At 69.8% G+C, this 19,506-nt stretch carries 16 protein-coding genes and 1 pseudogene; 11 read left to right on the top strand and 6 right to left on the bottom strand.

Annotated elements, in window-relative coordinates:
- Positions 1–11 precede the first annotated feature (11 nt).
- A complete protein-coding gene (locus A0130_09360; protein ANF31854.1) occupies positions 12–758 on the top strand; it encodes a glycoside hydrolase family 16 in 747 nt (248 codons plus the stop codon).
- 45 nt (positions 759–803) lie between these two features.
- A complete protein-coding gene (locus A0130_09355; GenBank protein ID ANF31853.1) occupies positions 804–1,607 on the top strand; it encodes a hypothetical protein in 804 nt (267 codons plus the stop codon).
- Here A0130_09355 and A0130_09350 read toward each other — a convergent pair.
- The 4 genes from A0130_09350 to A0130_09335 all read right to left on the bottom strand — a co-directional run bounded on the left by A0130_09350 (position 1,593) and on the right by A0130_09335 (position 6,129).
- The gene (locus tag A0130_09350) at positions 1,593–2,144 is read right to left on the bottom strand and encodes an isopentenyl-diphosphate delta-isomerase (protein ID ANF31852.1); all 552 of its coding nucleotides are present in this window, start codon (positions 2,142–2,144) and stop codon (positions 1,593–1,595) included. The genes A0130_09355 and A0130_09350 overlap by 15 nt on opposite strands.
- A gap of 9 nt (positions 2,145–2,153) precedes the next feature.
- Positions 2,154–3,080 carry a hypothetical protein gene (locus A0130_09345; GenBank protein ANF31851.1) on the bottom strand — a complete coding sequence of 309 codons (927 nt, stop codon included), beginning with the start codon at positions 3,078–3,080 and terminating at the stop codon, positions 2,154–2,156.
- Positions 3,081–3,909: 829 nt separating this feature from the next.
- A complete protein-coding gene (locus A0130_09340) occupies positions 3,910–5,340 on the bottom strand; it encodes a hypothetical protein (protein ID ANF31850.1) in 1,431 nt (476 codons plus the stop codon).
- Positions 5,341–5,397: 57 nt separating this feature from the next.
- Positions 5,398–6,129, bottom strand: coding sequence for a GTP pyrophosphokinase (locus A0130_09335; GenBank protein ID ANF31849.1), 732 nt, complete (start codon positions 6,127–6,129; stop codon positions 5,398–5,400).
- Positions 6,130–6,257: 128 nt separating this feature from the next.
- Here A0130_09335 and A0130_09330 point away from each other — a divergent pair, with 128 nt between their 5' ends.
- From A0130_09330 to A0130_09305, 6 genes are all read left to right on the top strand, one after another.
- Positions 6,258–8,030 carry an MFS transporter permease gene (locus A0130_09330; protein ANF33372.1) on the top strand — a complete coding sequence of 591 codons (1,773 nt, stop codon included), beginning with the start codon at positions 6,258–6,260 and terminating at the stop codon, positions 8,028–8,030.
- A gap of 58 nt (positions 8,031–8,088) precedes the next feature.
- On the top strand, positions 8,089–9,675 hold the full coding sequence (locus A0130_09325; GenBank protein ID ANF31848.1) for an MFS transporter: 1,587 nt from the start codon (positions 8,089–8,091) through the stop codon (positions 9,673–9,675).
- Positions 9,676–9,842: 167 nt separating this feature from the next.
- Positions 9,843–11,708, top strand: a complete 1,866-nt coding sequence (gene dnaK, locus A0130_09320) for a molecular chaperone DnaK (protein ANF31847.1) — start codon at positions 9,843–9,845, stop codon at positions 11,706–11,708.
- 2 nt (positions 11,709–11,710) lie between these two features.
- On the top strand, positions 11,711–12,370 hold the full coding sequence (locus A0130_09315) for a nucleotide exchange factor GrpE (GenBank protein ANF31846.1): 660 nt from the start codon (positions 11,711–11,713) through the stop codon (positions 12,368–12,370).
- A 93-nt stretch (positions 12,371–12,463) separates the two neighbouring features.
- On the top strand, positions 12,464–13,447 hold the full coding sequence (locus A0130_09310) for a molecular chaperone DnaJ (GenBank protein ID ANF31845.1): 984 nt from the start codon (positions 12,464–12,466) through the stop codon (positions 13,445–13,447).
- A 2-nt stretch (positions 13,448–13,449) separates the two neighbouring features.
- Positions 13,450–13,863 (top strand): transcriptional regulator, encoded by a 414-nt coding sequence (locus A0130_09305; GenBank protein ANF31844.1) that lies wholly within the window; start codon positions 13,450–13,452, stop codon positions 13,861–13,863.
- Between the two features lie 86 nt (positions 13,864–13,949).
- Here A0130_09305 and A0130_09300 read toward each other — a convergent pair whose 3' ends face one another.
- A complete protein-coding gene (locus A0130_09300) occupies positions 13,950–14,690 on the bottom strand; it encodes an isochorismatase (protein ID ANF31843.1) in 741 nt (246 codons plus the stop codon).
- Between the two features lie 111 nt (positions 14,691–14,801).
- Between A0130_09300 and tdh the strand changes: the two genes are divergently transcribed.
- Positions 14,802–15,845, top strand: coding sequence for an L-threonine 3-dehydrogenase (gene tdh / locus A0130_09295; protein ANF33371.1), 1,044 nt, complete (start codon positions 14,802–14,804; stop codon positions 15,843–15,845).
- Position 15,846: 1 nt separating this feature from the next.
- Positions 15,847–17,037: a glycine C-acetyltransferase gene (locus A0130_09290; protein ANF31842.1), complete on the top strand. Its 1,191-nt coding sequence runs from the start codon at positions 15,847–15,849 to the stop codon at positions 17,035–17,037.
- A gap of 20 nt (positions 17,038–17,057) precedes the next feature.
- Here A0130_09290 and A0130_09285 read toward each other — a convergent pair.
- Positions 17,058–18,439, bottom strand: a pseudogene (locus A0130_09285) (hypothetical protein).
- A gap of 73 nt (positions 18,440–18,512) precedes the next feature.
- Between A0130_09285 and A0130_09280 the strand changes: the two are divergent.
- The gene (locus tag A0130_09280; GenBank protein ANF31841.1) at positions 18,513–19,481 is read left to right on the top strand and encodes a transporter; all 969 of its coding nucleotides are present in this window, start codon (positions 18,513–18,515) and stop codon (positions 19,479–19,481) included.
- Positions 19,482–19,506: the final 25 nt, after the last annotated feature.

Here is a 19,506-nt window from a genome sequence, read left to right as displayed (position 1 = left end):
GGAGGGCCGGCGTGTTCGACGACTTCGACGACCCGGCGCTCGACCGGTCGGTGTGGCTGCCGCACTACCTGCCCGCGTGGAGTTCGCTCGCCGAGACGCGCGCGACGTACCTCATCCACGACTCCCACCTGGAGCTGAGCATCCCGCCCGAGCAGGGGCTCTGGTGCGGCGACGACCACCGGCCGCCGCTGCGGGTGTCGGGACTGCAGACCGGAAACTTCTCGGGCCCCGTCGGCTCGACGGTCGGGCAGCAGCCGTACCGCGACGGACTCCGCGTCCGCGAGGAGCAGGAGGAGTTCCGCGGCTGCCTGATCGACCACGGCACGGTCGGGGTGCGCGCCTCCCTCTATCTCAGTCCCCGATCGATGGCGTCGCTCTGGCTCGTCGGCTTCGAGGACGCGCCGGAGTGCAGCGGCGAGCTGTGCGTCATGGAGGTGTTCGGCCGGGACGTGCGCGAGGGCTCGGCGGAGGTGGGGATGGGGTTCCACCGCTTTCGCGATCCGGCGCTCGCCGAGGACTTCGAACGGCTCCCGCTGCCCATCGACGTCACCGAGCCGCACGCGTACGAGGCGAGCTGGGACGGCGAGGAGGCGACGTTCCGGGTCGACGGCCGGGTGGTGAGGATGCTGGACGCGCCGCCCCGGTATCCGCTGCAGCTCATGCTGGCCGTCTTCGACTTCCCCGAGTGGTCCGACCCGCGCGACCCGCAGCACGCGTTCGTGCCGACGCTGTCCGTCGACCGGGTCTGGGCGCATTGACAGGTCCGACTGATATCTTCCCATCGGATATCAGGGAGGCCCGGAGTGGCGGACGACATGACACTGGGCCTCGCCCTCGGCGGCGGCGGTGCGTTCGGCGCCGCCCACGTGGGTGTGCTGCAGGTGCTCGAGGAGCGCGGGCTGCGTCCCGGGATCGTGACCGGCACCAGCTCGGTTGCGCTGGTCGCCGCGGCCTACGCCGCCGGCTTCGGGCATGACGAGATCGACCGTGCGGTGCGCGCCTTCCGCTGGAACGCGATCGCCGCATGGTCGTTCCGGCCGCGCTGGGCGCTCCTCGACACCCACGCGGTCACGGAGGCCGTGCACCGGGTCTTCGGTGAGGATCCGCTGATCGAGCCGCTGCCGCGGCGCTTCGGCGCCTTCGCGACCGACCTGCGGACACGGCGCGGCGTCATCCTCGACCGCGGACCCCTGAGTACGGCGCTGCGCTCCACCATCGCCGTTCCCGGGCTGCTTCCGCCGGTGCGGCGCGACGGAGCGCTGCTGATGGACGGCGGGATGGTCGACAACGTCCCGGTCGCGGCCGCCCGTGCGTTGGGCGCAGAGAAGGTGATCGTGGTGCGGCTGCACGCGCGGTGGGAGAACGTCCGGATGATGCGCACGCTGACCCGGACGGCGGAGCTCGCCGCCGATCCGTCGGTGGTGCTGATCCAGCCCGAGATGGAGCGGATGGCGCAGTGGACGATGCGCGACATCCCCCGGCTCATCGCGGAGGGCAGGCGGGCCGCGATCGCCGCGCTGCATTCGCCTCAGGGCATACGCGCGGAAGAGTTATCCACAGTCAATTACACAGGTGGAAAATATGAGCAGCGCTCACAGCTGACCTGAAGCTTCGAGGCTGTCGTCGGCGTAGAGCGCGGGCAGCTGAAGGGTCAGCCACGGGCTGAACGCCCAGGGCGTCGCCTCCACCGCGGTGAGGAGCGTGCGCGGGTCGGCCCAGGTCCACTCGGCGACCTCGGCGGGTGACGGGTCGAGCTCCCCGACGATGGTGGCGGTGTAGACCGGGCACACCTCGTACTCGACGATCCCGGCCGCGTCGACGGCGCGGTAGCGGAAGTCGGGAAGGACGGGGGTGAGGTTGTCGATCTCGGCGCCCAGCTCGTCGGCCGCGCGCCGGCGTACGGCGTCCTCGAACGCCTCGCCCGGACCGGGGTGGCCGCAGAAGGAGTTGGTCCAAACCCCGGGCCACGTCGCCTTGCCGAGGGCGCGGCGCGTGACCAGGATTCGGCCCTCCCCGTCGAAGAGGTGGCAGGAGAACGCGAGGTGAAGCGGCGTGTCCGTCGTGTGCACCGTCGCCTTGTCCGCCGTGCCGATCGGCGTGCCGTCCTCGGCCAGCAGCACGACCTCTTCGCGGGGTGGCGTCATGCGTCCATCCTAGGCGGGGTCGGGCTTGTTGCCCTGGTCGCCGTCGTCGGGCTGCTCGGCGGACGGGCGCCAGCCGAGGTTGCGCGCCATCGTCTCGAGCGTCGTCATCGTGGTGGCGTAGTCGCCCTCGGAGATACCGTCGGCGAGCTGGGCGCGCACCACCTGGACGCGCTCGAAAGCGCGGTCGTGCGCGGCGCGTCCCTCGTCGGTCAGCGTGGCGCGGTCCCCGTCGAACCAGACCCAGCCGCGCTCGACGAACTCGGCGAGGGTGCGTTGGATGCGGTGCGCGCGGCGCAGGCCGCGGTCGCCGGGGCCGCCGTGGCGATGGCCGGCGAAGGGGTGGCCGGCTTCGGCGGCCCAGGGGCCGTAGCCGCGTCCGCCGGGGAAGGGGCCCGCGGGGTGGCCGAACCGCGTCGCGCCGAAGCCGACGCCGCGGTCGAACCCTCGGGCGTAGCCGCGCTCGAAGGCGCGCTCGAAGCCGTGGTCGCCGTGGTGCTCGTGGTGCTCGTGATGATCGCCGTGGTGGTGGTCGCCGTGGTGCTCATGGTGCTCGTGGCGCTCGCCGTCGCGGGGCTCGGGGCGCGCGTCCTGCGGGTGCTCGGGGCCCTCGTGATCCTCAGCGCCGGGGACGCGCTCGTCGCGCGGCTCCTGGCTGCGCCATCCGTAGCGGAATCCGTAGCCGCGTCCGCGCGCGTAGCCGTCGCGGCGGCCCTGGCCGGGTCCGCCGTGCCCGCGCTGCTCGTCGCCGTGCGGCAGGCGCTCGGCGAGCTCGTCGGCGGTGGCGGGTCCGTCGGCGAGGGTGTGCAGGATGCGCCAGCTTCCGCGGCGCAGTCCCTGATCGGCCAGCGCGTCGCGCATCCGCTGGTGCAGCCGGCCTTCGATCACGCCGAACCAGTATCCGGGCGGCGTCTGTGCAGAGTCGTCGATGTTGGCCATCGGGGCTCTCCTTTCGTTTGCATGTACTGTTACAAGTAAATGTATAGTTACATGCATGAGCAGCCGACGTCAAGACGAATCCGGGATTCCGCCGGAAGCGGACATCGTCGCGATGGTCGAGCACGCATTGCTGGCGGTGCGTCGCGACCAGTCCCGACGACGCCCGCCGTGGGGAGAGGGGATGCCGCACGGCCACTCCCACGGTCACCACGGCGGTCATTGGGGCGGTCCCTTCGGCGGCGGTCCCTGGGGACCCGGAGGGCAGGGCGCCGAGGGTGGGCAGCCGGGCGGGATGCCGTTCGGGGACTCCGCGCGCTCCGGCCCGGGCCGCCGCGGCCGCGACGGATCGCTTGGGCGCATCGCGCGCGTCCGCATGCTCGAGGCGCTGGAGTCCGCAGACGCGGACGGTCGCAGCCTCTCCGTCAGCGGCGTCGCCGCCGCGATCGGCGTGGATCAGCCCCGCGCCAGCCGCCTCGTGCAGGAGGGGGTCGAGCGCGGGCTGGTGCGGCGCATCCCGGACCCGTCCGACGCGCGCCGCGCGCTCATCCAGCTCACCACCGCCGGCCGCGCGCTGCTCGAGGAGCTGCGCACCCACCGTCGCTCAGCCGTCGAGACCGCCCTCGCGGCCTTCACCCCGAGGAGGCGCGCACCTTCGCCGAGCTCTTCGACCGCTTCGTCCGCGCCTGGCCCCGCCCCACCCCCGACCCGGCACCCGACCCCGACGCCCCTACCGACCCGTCCGCCTGACTCGCCACCCCATCCGTGGGTCGCAACACGCCGTTACGGCGCGCGCATAACGGCGTGTTGCGACCCATGGATGCGGGAGGCGTCAGGACGCGCGGCGCGGGGCCCGCACGGGGAGGAGCAGCGCGAGGCCGGCGGCCAGCACCAGCACGATCGCCAGGATGCCCCAGAACTGCGCGCCGCCGATCGCGACGAAGAGCGCGAACAGCGTCGGCGCGAGGAACGACACCGCACGTCCGGTGGTCGCGTACAGCCCGAAGACCTCGCCCTCGCGTCCGGCGGGCGTGACCCGCGCGAGGAACGTCCGGCTCGCCGACTGCGCCGGCCCGACGAACAGGCACAACACCAGTCCGCCGACCCAGAACGCCGCGGCTCCGAGGTCGTGCGTGAAGAACACCGCGAGGCCCGCGACGATCAGCCCGACGAGCGACGTGACGATGACCGCTTTGGGTCCGAAGCGGTCGTCGAGCCGCCCGGACAGCAGCGTCGAGACGCCCGCGACCACGTTCGCGGCGATCGCGAAGATGATCACCTGGCCGCCGGTGAACCCGAAGGTCCCCTGCGCCAGGATGCCGCCGAACGTGAACACGCCGACCAGCCCGTCCCGGAACAGCGCCGACGCGATCAGGAAGAGGACCGTGTTGCGGCTCTCCTTCCACAACCGGCCGATGTCGCGCACCAGCACTCCGTAGGACGCTAAGAACCCGACCCGCGGCGTCCGCGCGTTCGGCGGGATCTCCGGCACCGCGAACAGCACCGGGAGCGAGAACACCAGCGTCCAGAGCGCGGCGACCAGCGCGACGAAGCGGATGTTGAGCCCGGCCTCGGTCGGGACGTGCAGGAGACCGCCGTCGCCGGTCACCATCCCGAAGTACACGATGAGCAGTAGCACGATCCCGCCCAGGTAGCCCGCGCCCCAGCCGAAGCCGCTCACGCGTCCGACGGTCTTCGGCGTCGACACCTGCACCAGCATCGCGTTGTAGTTGACGGTGGCGATCTCGTAGAAGACGGTGCCGATCGCGACGAGCGCGACGCCGAGGAGGAAGTAGGAGGGCTCGCCCACCACGAAGAACATGAGCGCGGTCACCACGACGACGACGCCGGTGTTGACGCCGAGCCACAGCTTGCGCCGGCCGGAGCCGTCCGTCCGCTGGCCGAGCACCGGAGCGATCAGCGCGACCACGATTCCCGCGATCCCGACGCCCCACGCCAGCCCGCTCGACAGCACCGCGACCGCCGCGTCGTACGCGGTGTGCGCCGGGCCGGAGGTGCCGGCTTCGGCGTTCTTCTCGGACACGATCGCGGGGTCGACGAACAGGCTGCTGGTCAGGTAGACGGTGAAGACGAACGTGGTGATGACCGCGTTGAAGGCCGCGCCTCCCCAGTCCCACAGGGCCCACGACACCACCCAGCGGGCGGGGATGCGCCGGTCGGCGTCGCTGTCGGCGAAGAGCGGGCTCGCAGTCGTCACCAGGGCGTCGTCGCCCGCCGCGCGACCGGGGGAATCGGTGGCCATGGGGACACTGTAGGGCCGCCCTGCCAACGGCGGGTGAACGACGCGGGACGCCGCGCGCTAGATCGAGGCGGGGAGGCTGTACACCGTCCCGCGGTCGTCGCCGCGCACCTGCCGGTGGAGGTCCTCCATCGTCACGTCGAGCTGGCTCGCCGTGGTCGCCGCCGCGGTCAGGTCGCGGAGCAGCGCCTGGGGCACCTCGCCGTCGTACTTGTAGTAGATCTTGTGCTCGAGGCTGGCCCAGAAGTCCATGGCGACCGTCCGCAGCTGGATCTCCACCGGCACCAGCACCGGGCCTTCGCTGAGGAACACCGGCACCTCGACGATGACGTGCAGGCTCTTGTAGCCGTTCGGCTTCGGGTGGGCGATGTAGTCCTTCACCCGCAGCGTGCGGACGTCCTCCTGCGCGGTCAGCAGGTCGAACACGCGGTAGACGTCCGAGACGAAGCTGCACACGATCCGGATGCCGGCGATATCGGTGATCTCCTGGCGGATCACCTCGAAGCTGGGCTCGCAGTTCTTGCGGATGACCTTCTGCTCGATGCTCTCCGGCGACTTCAGCCGGCTCGAGATGTGCTCGATCGGGTTGTAGTCGTGCAGCTCGGCGAACTCCTCCCGCAGGATGCTCACCTTGGTCGAGATCTCGTCGATGCCGAACTTGTACGGCATGATGAACCGCGCGAAATCGTCCCGGAACGCCTGCACCTCGCTCAGGGTGGCGGGGTCGATGTTCTGCAGCGCCTCGATGGCGCGCGACGACAGCAGCGGGGCGGCGTGCGGGTCCGGATCCATGTTCTCGACGCTAGCGACGGCGTTTGTGCGACAGGTGTGAATCGGTCCTGCAATTGCGGCCACTGAAATCTTGCGGGAGTGCAGATCAGTGCATCATGTCAAGCATGAGTTCCGCCACCCCGCCGATCATGTCACACCGCCAGATCATGCTGGTGATCTACGGCCTGATGGCCGGGATGTTCCTCTCTGCGCTCGACCAGACGATCGTCGGCACGGCCATCCGGACGATCGGCGACGACCTGCACGGACTCGACCAGCAGGCCTGGGTGACCACGGCCTATCTCATCGTGTCGACGATCGCGACGCCGATCTACGGCAAGCTCTCCGACCAGTTCGGCCGTCGTCCGCTCTACATCTTCGGGATCAGCGTGTTCCTCCTCGGGTCGCTGCTGTCCACCTTCTCGAGCTCGATGCTCATGCTCGCGGCCTTCCGGGCGGTCCAGGGCATCGGCGCAGGTGCGCTGATGTCGCTGCCGCTCGCGATCATGGGCGACATGCTGGCGCCCCGCGAGCGCGCCAAGTACCAGGGGTACTTCCTCGCGGTGTTCGGCATCTCCTCCCTCATCGGCCCGCTGATCGGAGGCCTCTTCGCCGGCGAGAAGAGCATCCTGTGGGTGGACGGCTGGCGCTGGGTGTTCCTCGTCAACGTCCCCGTCGGCGTCATCGCGCTGATCCTCGTCATCTCCTTCCTGCACCTGCCGCGCTTCACCGCGGCGTCCGATCGTCCCCGCATCGACTGGTGGGGCGCCACCGCGGTCATCGCGACGCTGGTGCCGCTGCTGCTGGTGGCGGAGCAGGGCCGGGAGTGGGGATGGACGTCCGCGGGCTCCATCGCCTGCTACGCCGTCGGCGCGGTGGGCCTCGTGATGTTCCTCGTGGTCGAGACGCGGATGAAGGACGACGCCATCATCCCGCTCCGACTGTTCCGCTCGGGTGTGTTCTCCATGTCCACCGTCCTGGGCTTCCTGGTCGGCTTCGGCATGTTCGGCGCGATGCTGACGATCCCCCTCTATCTGCAGCTGGTCACCGGCCTGAACCCGACCGAGTCCGGTTTCGCTACCCTCCCGATGGTGGGTGGGCTGATGATCGCCGCGATCGTGTCCGGGCAGATCACGTCGAAAACGGGCCGGTACCGCATCTTCCCGGTGATCGGCACCGCGCTGACGGCGATGGGCTACTTCCTGCTCACGCTGATGACGGTGGACAAGCCGCTGTGGTTCCTCATGGTCGCGATGTTCCTGATCGGCCTGGGCCTGGGTCAGCTCATGCAGACGCTGACCATGGCATCGCAGAACGCCGTCCAGCCGCGCGACATCGGGGTGGCGACCAGCGCCTCCACGTTCTTCCGCCAGATCGGCGGAACGCTGGGAACGGCGGTGCTCCTCTCCGTGCTGTTCACGATCATGCCTGGCTTCGTCGCGAACTCCGTCCAGGACAAGCCGACACTGACCACCGCCCTGGATGCGGCCCTCACGCCGTCGGTCGCGAACGACCCGAAGAACGCCGGCGTCATGGAGCAGCTGTGGGCGCCGATGGTCGCGCCGATCGCCCGGAGCGCGCAGGAGGCCGGGCTCGACCTCGGGGACGCCTCGGTGCGGAAGGGGATCGTCGACAAGGCCGTTCCGTCCATCATCGAGCGCCTCAAGGACGCGAAGTCGAAGTCCGGCAGCGGCAACGCGACGAGCGACAGCTCCTATCTGAACGGCGCCGATGCCCGTCTCGCCGCGCCGTTCAAGACCGGCTTCAACGACGCCGCGGTCGTCGTCTACTGGATCGGGCTCGCCGTCATCCTGCTCGCCTTCGTGCTGTCGTGGTTCTTCCGCGTGCCGCCGCTGCGCGACCGCTCCGCGTTGCAGGAGCAGGCCGACGCCGCCGCGGTCGCAGAACCGGTCCTCGGGTGAGATCGGCCCGATAAAGCCCTCTTACCGGGCCGCATGCCCCTGTGGTGCAATGTGCGCCATGGCCGATGGTGCGCCGGTGGCGCCCGTGAAGTTCAACGGTCGCCTGGCGATCCTGCTGGCGATGGCGATGTTCGTGCTCGTCGTTGATACGTCGCTGATGAACGTGTCCATCTCGGCGGTGGTCCACGATCTGCACACGACGGTCAGCGGCGTGCAGAGCGCGATCGCACTGGAGGCGCTGGTGTCTGCGGCGTTCATCCTGATCGGCGGCAAGACCGGCGACCTGATCGGCCGCAAGCTGGCCTATGTGCTGGGCCTGCTCGGCTACGCCGTCGGCGCGATCGCGATGACGCTGGCGCAGAACCTCATCGCGATCATCATCTTCTGGGCGGTCATCGGCGGGATCGGCGCCTCACTGCTCCTGCCGGCGATGCAGTCGCTCATCCACGGCAACTTCGAGGGCGCGCAGCAGAAGCGCGTCTACGCGCTGGTGGGGGCGTCGGCGGCGATCGCTGCGGCGGTGGGGCCGCTGCTCGGCGGGTTCATCACGACCTTCCTCTCCTGGCGGGTCGGGTTCCTGCTGGAGGCCGTCATCATCGCGGTGGTGCTCTCCGGCATCGGACTCGTCAAGGACGTGAAGTACACGGGCGAGCGATCCATCGACCTGGTCGGCGCGTTCCTGTCGGTGATCGGGATGGGCGGAATCGTCACCGGCATCCTGGTCTGGCAGGAGGGCGGCGAGCGGGTGCTGCTCATCATCCTCGTCGGCGTCGCCGGCCTGGGCTCGCTGATCATCTGGCTCCGGTCGCGCTCGCGGCGCGGGAAGCCGACTCTGCTCGATCCCGGCCTGTTCCGGTCGAAGCTCTTCCAGTCCGGGGTCTCCGGACAGCTGCTGCAGCAGATCGCGCTGGGCGGCACGATGATCGCGCTGCCGATCTACCTGCAGATGGTGCTCGAGTACAACGCGCTCTTCTCCGGGCTCTCGATCGCGCCGCTGTCGCTCAGCATGTTCGCGGTGGCGCTGATCGCGGGGCGGCGCCTGAAGCAGCGCCCGGCGAACCTCATCCTGTGGGGATTCTCGCTGACCGTGATCGGCGTCGCCGTCATCATCCCGCTCGTGCCGATCGCCACCTCGGGCTGGTACCTCACCATCCCGCTGATCATCGCGGGCTCGGGACTCGGCCTGCTCGTGTCGCAGCTGAACAACTACACGCTGTCGCCGATCTCGGACGAGCGGGTCAGCGAGGCCGCCGGCGTGAACTCCGCCGCCGGGTCGTTCGGGCTCTCCTTCGGTCTGGCGTTCGCGGGGGCGATCATGCTCGCGACGCTCGCGCTCACGTTCCAGACGAAGACGGACGCGAGCACGGTGCTGCCGCCGGACGACAAGGCGCAGATCTCGCAGGTTCTGGAGACGGACGCCGAGGTCATGTCGAACACCAAACTGAACGAACTGCTCGCCACCGAGCCCCCGGAGATCCGCGCCGAAGTCGTCCGGATCAACAACGAGTCGCGGCCGATCTCGCTGCAGGTGGCGCTGCTCGTGCCGGTGCTCGCCGGGCTGATCGGCGTCGGCAACGCGTTCCGGATGCGCCGCCTCCCCGATCCCGCGCCGAACGCGGCCGCGGAGGGGACGCTGGCGGGCTGACCGGGGAATACCGAGCGTCCCCTCAAAGTTGAGTCAGGTGTACTCAAGTTTGCGTCCGACCCTCTTGACAGCATCCCACCCGGATGACAGTCTTGAGTCGTCGAGGCTCAAGTCTTGACCCCAGACTTTTCACGGCCATAAGCCAGCAACAAAGGAGAGAAGCACACATGTCACGTGCAGTAGGTATCGACCTCGGAACGACCAACTCCGTCGTCGCGGTCCTCGAGGGCGGCGAGCCCACGGTCATCGCGAACGCGGAGGGCTTCCGCACCACCCCGTCGGTGGTCGCCTTCACCAAGGACGGCGAGGTCCTCGTCGGCGAGACCGCCAAGCGCCAGGCGGTCACCAACGTCGACCGCACCATCTCGTCGGTGAAGCGCCACATGGGCACCACCTGGACCACCGAGATCGACGGCAAGAAGTACACCGCCCAGGAGATCTCGGCGCGCATCCTGCAGAAGCTGAAGCGCGACGCCGAGCAGTACCTCGGCGACACCGTCACCGACGCGGTCATCACCGTCCCGGCGTACTTCAACGACGCCGAGCGCCAGGCCACCAAGGAGGCCGGCGAGATCGCGGGCCTGAACGTGCTCCGCATCATCAACGAGCCCACCGCCGCCGCGCTCGCGTACGGCCTCGACAAGGGCAAGGAGGACGAGCTCATCCTCGTCTTCGACCTCGGTGGTGGAACCTTCGACGTCTCCCTCCTCGAGGTGGGCAAGGACGACGACTTCTCGACCATCCAGGTCCGCGCGACCGCCGGCGACAACCGCCTCGGCGGCGACGATTGGGACCAGCGCATCGTCGAGTGGCTGATCAAGCGCTTCAAGGACTCGACCGGCGTCGACGTCTCGAAGGACAAGATCGCCCTCCAGCGTCTGAAGGAGGCGGCGGAGCAGGCCAAGAAGGAGCTGTCGTCGAGCATGTCGACCAGCATCCAGCTGCCGTACCTGTCGCTCACCGAGAACGGCCCGGCCAACCTCGATGAGACGCTGACCCGCGCCCAGTTCGAGCAGATGACCAGCGACCTCCTCGACCGCACCAAGAAGCCGTTCCAGGACGTCATCCGCGAGGCCGGCATCAAGGTGTCCGACATCGCGCACGTCGTGCTCGTGGGTGGTTCCACCCGCATGCCGGCCGTGTCCGAGCTCGTGAAGCAGGAGACCGGCGGCAAGGAGCCCAACAAGGGCGTGAACCCGGACGAGGTCGTCGCCGTCGGCGCCGCCCTGCAGGCCGGTGTCCTCAAGGGCGAGCGCAAGGACGTCCTCCTCATCGACGTCACCCCGCTGTCCCTCGGCATCGAGACCAAGGGCGGGATCATGACCAAGCTCATCGAGCGCAACACGGCCATCCCGACCAAGCGCAGCGAGACCTTCACCACGGCCGACGACAACCAGCCCTCCGTCGCGATCCAGGTCTTCCAGGGTGAGCGCGAGTTCACCCGCGACAACAAGCCGCTCGGCACCTTCGAGCTGACCGGCATCGCCCCGGCCCCCCGCGGCATCCCGCAGATCGAGGTCACGTTCGACATCGACGCCAACGGCATCGTGCACGTGTCCGCGAAGGACAAGGGCACCGGCAAGGAGCAGTCGATGACGATCACCGGCGGCTCCAGCCTCCCGAAGGACGACATCGACCGCATGGTGCGCGAGGCCGAGGAGCACGCGGCGGAGGACAAGAAGCGCCGCGAGTCCGCCGAGACCCGCAACCAGGCCGAGCAGCTCGTCTACTCGATCGAGAAGCTGATCAAGGACAACGAGGACAAGCTCCCCGAGGACGTCAAGAACGAGGTCCAGGGCGACGTCGACGGCGTCAAGACCGCGCTCGCGGGCGACGACGACGAGGCCGTGAAGACGGCGTTCGACAAGCTCAACGCGAGCCAGGGCAAGCTGGGCGAGGCGATCTACTCGTCGGCGCAGGCCTCCTCCGAGGCTCCGGCCGGCGATGCCGGTGAGGCGCCGCAGGGCGAGTCGTCCTCCGACGACGAGGACGTCATCGACGCCGAGGTCGTCGACGACGAGGAGAAGAAGTAACCATGTCGGACCAGAACGGCGGCTCGCAGGAGCCGGAACGCGAGGATCCGATCATCCGTGACAAGCGGAGGATCGACCCCGAGACCGGGAAGGTCCGGCAGCCCGAGGGCGAGCAGCCCGATGCCGGCGAGAGCGACCTCTCCCATGAGGAGCTCGTCGACGTCGGGCCGGCCGACGGGGAGGGCGAGGAGAGCATCCTGAGCGATGACGACCTCGACATCCTCTCCGGCCAGGCCACCGCGGAGCAGGTCGCGGCGGAGCGTCTCGCCGACCTCCAGCGGGTCACCGCCGAGTACGCGAACTACCGCAAGCGCACCGAGGCGAACCGCGAGCTCGAGCGGGAGCGGGCCGTGGGGGATGCCGTCAAGGGCCTCATCCCAGTGCTCGACGACCTCGAGCGCGCGGAGAAGCACGGCGACCTGGGCGAGGGCAGCGCGTTCTCGACCATCGCCGCGAAGCTCCGCACCGCGGTCGAGCGGCTCGGCCTCACCCCGTACGGCGAGAAGGGCGAGCCCTTCGACCCGCAGATCCACGAGGCGATCTTCCAGCAGCCCACCCCCGGCGTGACGGCGGACACCGTCGCGGAGGTCGTGGAGACCGGCTACCGGCTGGGCTCCACCACCGTCCGGGTGGCCAAGGTCGTCGTCTCGGTGCCGGCCTGACCCGGCACACGCGCACGACGGAGCGGCGGGACATCGCGTCCCGCCGCTCCGGCGGTGCGATCGAACACCGTCAAGAACTGAGAGGAGGCGCCCGTGGCTAGCCAGGACTGGTTCGACAAGGACTTCTACAAGGTGCTCGGCGTCTCCAAGGACGTCAGCGAAGCGGACCTCAAGAAGACCTACCGCAAGCTCGCCCGCAAGTACCACCCCGACTCCAACCCCGGCGACGCCGCCGCGGAGGCCAAGTTCAAGGAGATCAGCGAGGCCTACTCGGTGCTCAGCGATCCCGAGGAGCGCAAGGAGTACGACCAGATCCGTGCGATGGGATCCGGTGCCCGGTTCACGGCGCCCGGCTCGAGCGGTCAGGGCGGCTTCGACGACGTCTTCGGCGGGATGTTCGGCCAGGGCGGCCAGCAGCAGTACACATTCCAGCAGGGCGGCGGTTTCGACGACGTCTTCGGCGGCCTGTTCGGCAACGGCCGGTTCGGCCAGACGTCCGGAGGCTTCCGAGGCTACGGCGGTCCGACTCGCGGCCGCGACGTCACCGCCCACACCACCATCGACTTCGTCACCGCCACCAAGGGCGAGACGATCACGCTGCAGGCCTCCGACGGCAAGCCCATCAAGGTCAAGATCCCGGCCGGCGTCGCCGACGGCCAGAAGATCAAGCTGCGCGGCAAGGGCCAGCCGTCGCCCGACGGCGGCGAGGCGGGCGACATCGTCCTCACCGTCACCGTGCGCAAGCACCCCGTATTCGAGCGCGACGGCCTCAACCTGCGCGTCACCGTCCCGGTCACCTTCGCGGAGGCTGCGCTCGGCGCGACCATCGAGGTACCCACCCTCGGCGGTGACCCGGTCAAGCTGCGCGTCGCCCCCGGAACCCCGAGCGGTCGCGTGCTGCGCGTGAAGGGTCGCGGCGTCGAGACGAGCAAGGGCACCGGCGACCTGCTCGCCGTCGTCCAGATCGCGGTTCCGTCGCACCTCTCCGGTGAGGCGAAGGAGAAGCTCGAGGAGTTCGCGGCGTCGCTCCCGCAGGAGAACCCGCGCGACGACATCCTGGCCAAGGCGCGGAGCTGACGATGGACGAGAACAGCCAGGTCTTCGTGATCTCGATCGCGGCGGAGCTCGCGGGCATGCACCCGCAGACGCTCCGCCAGTACGACCGGCTCGGACTCGTCAGCCCCAGCCGGACCGCCGGCAAGTCGCGCCGCTACTCGATGCGCGACATCGCGAAGCTGCAGGAGATCGCGCGCCTCGGCTCCGAGGGCGTCAGCCTCGAGGGCATCCGCCGCATCATCGAGCTGGAGGACCAGGTCGGCGAGCTGCGCGGCCGCGTCCGCGAGCTGGAGACCGCACTGGCCGACGAGCTCCTCAACCGGCCGGGCCGCCGCGTCTTCGCCGCCGGCTCCGAGGGCGAGGTCGTGCCGATGCGCGCCGGCACTCGCACGCGTCGCAGCACCTCCCTCGTCGTCTGGCGCCCCCTCGACCGCTAGCCCGGCACCCCCACATACGCGAAGGGCAGGTAGTTGCGCTCCGACACGGCGTGTCGACCGCAACTACCTGCCCTTCACGTGGTGGATCAGAGGTGTGACGAGACGCCCTGGCCTACGTAGAGGGTGTTCTCGATGTTGTTGGCCTCCTCGGCCGCGATGTCTCGGTCGATGCCGGCCCGCACCTCGCGCATCAGCTTGTGCAGCTCCGCGTGCTTCTCCGGCAGCCGGGAGTGGCCGGTGCTGTCCCACAGGTTCGACACCGGGAGCGTGTCGCCGGTCTCGACCGCGAGCGTCCACTCCTCGGTGGTCGCGACGGCCGCGAACTCGGACTGCATCGTCACGAGCACCGACCGGTGGAGGGCGTCCGCCGAGATCGCGCCGGCCTCGTTGACGAGGTCCAGGGTCCCGGTCGCGTCCGACAGGAATTCGACGGTGAAGCCGAGCTCGGCCGCATCCCGGGCCGTGCCCGCGCAGCAGTGCTGTGTCATGTAGCCCGCGATGGTCACGGTGTCCACGTCGTTCGCGCGCAACCACTGCTCGAGGTCGGTGCCGGGGAAGGCGGAGACGCTGCCCTTCGTGATGACGTGCGCGGGGGTCCGGTCGGCGATCGACTCGTGGAGGGCCGCTCCCTCCGAGCCGCGGGCGAACACCGGCGCGCCCTCGTCCTCCAGGTGCTGCACCACCACCACCGCCACGCCGTGGTCGTCGGCGGCGTCCCACGCCACCTCGATGTTCGGAATGGACGTCATCAGGTCCGGGAAGCAGATCTTCAGGTTGCCGGTGACGTACTCGTTCTGCAGGTCGATCACGATCAGCGCGCGCTTCATAGCCGCACTCTAGCGACCGACGCGCAGGTAGGCTCTATGTCGGCCGCATCCTCGTCCACAAGACGTGGCGGCCGCGCGATGAAGCACACCGACTCCCACGAGGAAGCGACGATGAGAGCCCTGTTCAAGAGCGAGGCCGCACCCGGTCTCGAACTGGTCAACGTGCCCGAGCCCGAGATGGGCCCGGAGGATGTCCGGATCCGCGTCCTGCGCACCGGCATCTGCGGCACCGACCTGCACATCCAGCGCTGGGACGACTGGGCGGCGTCGGCCGTGAAGGCCCCGCTCATCCCCGGCCACGAGTTCTTCGGCGAGGTCGTCGAGGTCGGCCCGCTGGTCCGCGACGTCGCCGTCGGCGACAAGGTCTCGGGCGAGGGTCACATCGTCTGCGGCACCTGCCGCAACTGCCGCGCCGGACGCCGCCAGATGTGCATCCGCACCCAAGGCGTCGGCGTGCAGCGCGACGGCGCCTTCGCCGAGCAGCTGGTGCTGCCCGCCACCAACGTCTGGGTGCACCACAGCGCGATCGAGCCCGAGGTCGGCGCGCTGTTCGACCCGCTGGGCAACGCCGTCCACACCGCGCTCGCGTTCCCGGTCGTCGGCGAGGACGTGCTGGTCACGGGATGCGGCCCGATCGGCCTCATGGCGATCGCGGTCGCGCGCCACGTCGGCGCGCGGTTCATCGTCGGCACCGACGTCAGTGCGCAGCGGCTCGAACTGGCGAAGGGGATGGGCGCCGACTTCACCGTCGACGTGTCGAAGCACGACATCCACGAGGCGCAGAAGGCGCTCGGGATGCGCGAGGGCTTCGACGTCGGCTTCGAGATGAGCGGCGCACCGACCGCGCTGCCCTCGATGATCGAGAACATGAACCACGGCGGCCGGATCGCCATGCTCGGCCTCCCGGCGAAGCCGATCGCGGTCGACTGGGGCATCGTCGTGACGCACATGCTCACCCTGAAGGGCATCTACGGCCGCGAGATGTTCGAGACATGGAACGCGATGGGCGCGATGCTGCAGACGTCGACCGAGCTGCACGACGCGATCGCGTCGATCGTGTCCGACCGGTTCGCCGCGCGCGACTGGGAGAAGGGTTTCGCGGCGGCGGCTGCGGCCGGCGGCGGCAAGGTCATCCTCGACTGGACGGAGGTCTGAGATGTACGGGAGCTTCAAGGAGCACATCGCCGGTCAGCTGGCGGAGATCGAGGAGGCCGGGCTCACCAAGCGCGAGCGCAGCATCCACGGCCCGCAGTCGGCGCTGATCACGGCCGACGGGCAGGAGGTGCTGAACTTCTGCGCCAACAACTACCTCGGGCTCGCCGACCACCCCGCCCTCCGCGACGCGGCGAAGTCCGCCCTCGACGACTGGGGCTACGGGATGGCGTCGGTGCGGTTCATCTGCGGGACGCAGGAGCAGCACCTCGAGCTGGAGCGGCGGGTGTCGGGCTTCCTGGGCACCGAGGCGACCATCCTGTTCTCGTCGTGCTTCGACGCGAACGGCGGCGTGTTCGAGACGCTGTTCTCGGCGGAGGACGCGATCGTCTCCGACGAGCTGAACCACGCGTCGATCATCGACGGCATCCGCCTGTCGAAGGCCCAGCGCTTCCGCTACAGGAACCGTGACATGGACGACCTGCGCGCCCAGCTGCAGGCGGCGAAGGATGCGGGCGCCCGGTTCACGCTGATCGTGACCGACGGCGTGTTCTCGATGGACGGCTACATCGCCCCGCTCGCCGAGATCTGCGATCTCGCGGACGAGTTCGGCGCCCTCGTGTTCGTGGACGACTCGCACGCGGTGGGCTTCGTCGGCGAGCACGGTCGCGGCACGCCCGAGTTCTGCGGCGTCGCCGACCGGGTGGACATCTACACGGGCACGTTCGGGAAGGCGCTCGGCGGCGCCTCCGGCGGCTATGTGTCGAGCCGCCGCGAGATCGTGGACCTGCTGCGCCAGCGCGCGCGGCCGTACCTGTTCTCGAACACGCTCGCGCCGTCCATCGTCGCCGGGACGCTCGCCGCGCTCGACCTGCTGGAGCAGTCGGACCACCTCCGCGCGCAGCTCGTCGCCAACGCGGAGCTGTTCCGCCGGCTGATGACCGAGGCGGGCTTCGACCTGCTGCCGGGCGCGCATCCCATCGTGCCGGTCATGTTCGGGGACGCGGCGCTCACGGCGCGGATCGCGGATGAGATGCAGCGGCAGGGCGTGTACGTCACGGCGTTCTCGTATCCGGTGGTCCCGAAGGGCCGCGCGCGCATCCGCGTGCAGCTGTCGGCGGCGCACACCGAGGAGGAGATCCGCCGCTGCGTGGACGCGTTCGTCGCCTCCCGCGACGCCATCGCCGCGGCCTGACGTCACCGGCCCCTGAACCGTCAGTCGTCGAGGGACGGGCGGGCCCGGCGCAGCGCGACGCCGCGGCGCCCGAAGAACAGCGACAGCGCCACGATGAGGAACAGCGCGAGCGCGGACAGGTCGACGATCGCGACCGTCCCGCCGACCGCGGCCGCCTGCGTCAGCCCGCACGACCGCGACGTCTGGTCGGCGGCGCACAGGAACCGCTCGCCCGCGCTCGTCGCGCCCGTCTTCAGCCACGAGCCGATGAGCTGGTTGTAGCCGGTGGCCAGACCCTTCGTCAGGGTCGGCTGCGAGTGCTGCGCGTCGGGGACGGCCCAGTACGTGACCTTCCAGCCGGCGTTCTCCGCCGCGGTGGCCGTCGCCTCGACCTGCGGGCGGAAGTGCGCGTCCAGTTCGCCCGCGACGAAGATGCCGATCATCGGCTGCGGGTAGTCGCTGCCGTCGAGGACGTTCACGGGCCAGGTCTTCTCGTAGGCCGTCTGGCTGCCGCCGAAGTACTTCTTCGCGGTCAGCGCGGGGAGGTGCTCCCCGGGCTTGTCCGGGCCGGAGATGTCGATGACGGCGCCCCAGGTCCCGGGGAAGCTCGCACCCAGGTACGCCGCGCACTCGCCGCCGTGCGAGAAGCCGGCGATGACGCGCTCCGTCCGATCGCGTGACGCCGGGAGGTTGGCGTCGATCCAGGCCGGGACGTCCTTCTGCAGGTAGGTGACCAGCAGGCCGCCGGGCACGTCGGCGCACGGCGGGTTCTTGTCCACAGCACCGAGCTGATCCACGACGAGCACGAACGGCGCCTGGTTGAGCCGGTCGTCGCCGAGGCTGTGCAGCGCATCGAGTGTCGCGCCGAGGGTCGGCGCGCCCGGCTGGCCCATCATCATCTCGACGACCGGCCGCGTGCCGGACGGGTCGCGCAGCCAGCCCGGCGGCACGAACAGGTGCGCCGCGCGCGCCTGGAAGCCGGACGCCGTCGGCGGGATGCTCACCTGCATCGTGTACCCGTCGGCGAGTGTCTTCGGGGTGACCGGGATGACGCGTCCGGCCACCACCGGCTGGGCGAACGCGGGGGCCGCTGCGACGCCGACGACGGCGAGCGTCACGGCCGCGGCGACGCCGGCGAGGACGACGCGCACCCGGCGTCCGTGGGCCGACTGGACGACGTCGCCCATCGCGAGCGGCACGACGGTCGCCGCGAGGAGGATCACGAACCAGCCGATGCCGACCAGGTCGGGGCGGGGAGCAGCGCCACGCCCAGGATCACGAGGACGAGCCCGAGTATCTGCCCGCCGACCACCGCGATCACCGTCCACGTGGCACGGAAACGCCACGACCGGCGCACGAAACGGTACGCCGGGTACGCGCCGACGACGACGAGAGCGGCGGCGAGCCAGGTCAGGGTGGACATCCCGGTCAGTCTAGGGCCGCCGACACTGAGAACCCGGCGACGAAAGCGTACGTTAGCTGCGGAAAGGATGAGGATGATCGTCGACAACGCGGTGTACGTGGATGGGCTCCGCACCGAGCCTCCGTCGCTCGAGGAGACCTGCGAGACCGTCCGCGACCGCGGTGGCTTCGCGTGGATCGGGCTCTACCGCCCGACCGAGGACGAACTGGGCGCGGTGGCGAAGGAGTTCGACCTCCCCGCGCTCGCCGTCGAGGACGCCCTGGCCGGCCACCAGCGCTCGAAGATCGAGAAGTACGGCTCCATGCTGTTCGTCGTCCTGCGTCCGGCCGACTACGTCGACGAGACCGAGAAGGTCGAGTTCGGCGAGGTCCACCTGTTCCTGGGCGAGGACTTCGTGATCACCGTCCGCCAATTCGAGACCCCCGACCTCGCGAAGGTCCGGCGGCGGCTGGAGGGCGACGCCGCGCTTCTCGCGCACGGGCCGATCGCGGCGCTGTACGGCATCCTCGACGAGATCGTCGACGAGTACTCCCCGGTGATCGCCGGGCTCGAGGACGACATCGACGAGATCGAGGACCAGCTGTTCTCCGGCGACCGCGGCGTCTCGCGCCGCATCTACGAGCTGTCCACCGAGGTCATGCACTTCCAGCGCGCCGTCGACCCGTTGCGGGACGTCATCCGGAGCCTCCGCGAGGGCCTGCTGGCGCGGGAGGAGGACGAGGAGCTGAGGGATGCGTTCCGCGACATCGAGGACCACGTCATCCGGGTCACGGAGCGCGCGGACGGCTTCCGTCAGATCCTGCAGAACGCGCTGACGGTGCACACGACGCTGGTCGGGCAGCAGCAGAACGACGAGGTGAAGAAGATCTCGGGATGGGCGGCCATCCTGTTCACGCCGACCCTGGTCGGCACGATCTACGGCATGAACTTCCGCATCATGCCCGAGCTGCACTGGGCGCTCGGCTACCCGTTCGCACTCCTGCTGATGCTCCTGCTGGGGGTCGGTCTTTACCTGATCTTCAAGCGGAAGGGGTGGATCTAGCACCCGTCGCTCGTAGCATGTGGCT

The organism is Leifsonia xyli, from assembly GCA_001647635.1.
Taxonomy (GTDB): Bacteria; Actinomycetota; Actinomycetes; order Actinomycetales; family Microbacteriaceae; genus Leifsonia; species Leifsonia xyli_A.
The sequence above is the reverse complement of the archived record's forward strand: the minus strand, read 5'-3'. Positions and strand labels throughout refer to the sequence as shown.

Bases quoted from the DNA above. Each gene is read 5' to 3' on its own strand.
- tdh (ANF33371.1), top strand. From the start codon at position 14,802: ATGAGAGCCCTGTTCAAGAGCGAGGCCGCACCCGGTCTCGAACTGGTC.
- A0130_09340 (ANF31850.1), bottom strand. From the start codon at position 5,340: ATGGCCACCGATTCCCCCGGTCGCGCGGCGGGCGACGACGCCCTGGTG.
- A0130_09315 (ANF31846.1), top strand. From the start codon at position 11,711: ATGTCGGACCAGAACGGCGGCTCGCAGGAGCCGGAACGCGAGGATCCG.
- A0130_09330 (ANF33372.1), top strand. From the start codon at position 6,258: ATGTCACACCGCCAGATCATGCTGGTGATCTACGGCCTGATGGCCGGG.
- A0130_09350 (ANF31852.1), bottom strand. From the start codon at position 2,144: ATGACGCCACCCCGCGAAGAGGTCGTGCTGCTGGCCGAGGACGGCACG.
- A0130_09345 (ANF31851.1), bottom strand. From the start codon at position 3,080: ATGGCCAACATCGACGACTCTGCACAGACGCCGCCCGGATACTGGTTC.
- A0130_09325 (ANF31848.1), top strand. From the start codon at position 8,089: ATGGCCGATGGTGCGCCGGTGGCGCCCGTGAAGTTCAACGGTCGCCTG.
- A0130_09305 (ANF31844.1), top strand. From the start codon at position 13,450: ATGGACGAGAACAGCCAGGTCTTCGTGATCTCGATCGCGGCGGAGCTC.
- A0130_09280 (ANF31841.1), top strand. From the start codon at position 18,513: ATGATCGTCGACAACGCGGTGTACGTGGATGGGCTCCGCACCGAGCCT.
- A0130_09300 (ANF31843.1), bottom strand. From the start codon at position 14,690: ATGAAGCGCGCGCTGATCGTGATCGACCTGCAGAACGAGTACGTCACC.
- dnaK (ANF31847.1), top strand. From the start codon at position 9,843: ATGTCACGTGCAGTAGGTATCGACCTCGGAACGACCAACTCCGTCGTC.
- A0130_09335 (ANF31849.1), bottom strand. From the start codon at position 6,129: ATGGATCCGGACCCGCACGCCGCCCCGCTGCTGTCGTCGCGCGCCATC.
- A0130_09290 (ANF31842.1), top strand. From the start codon at position 15,847: ATGTACGGGAGCTTCAAGGAGCACATCGCCGGTCAGCTGGCGGAGATC.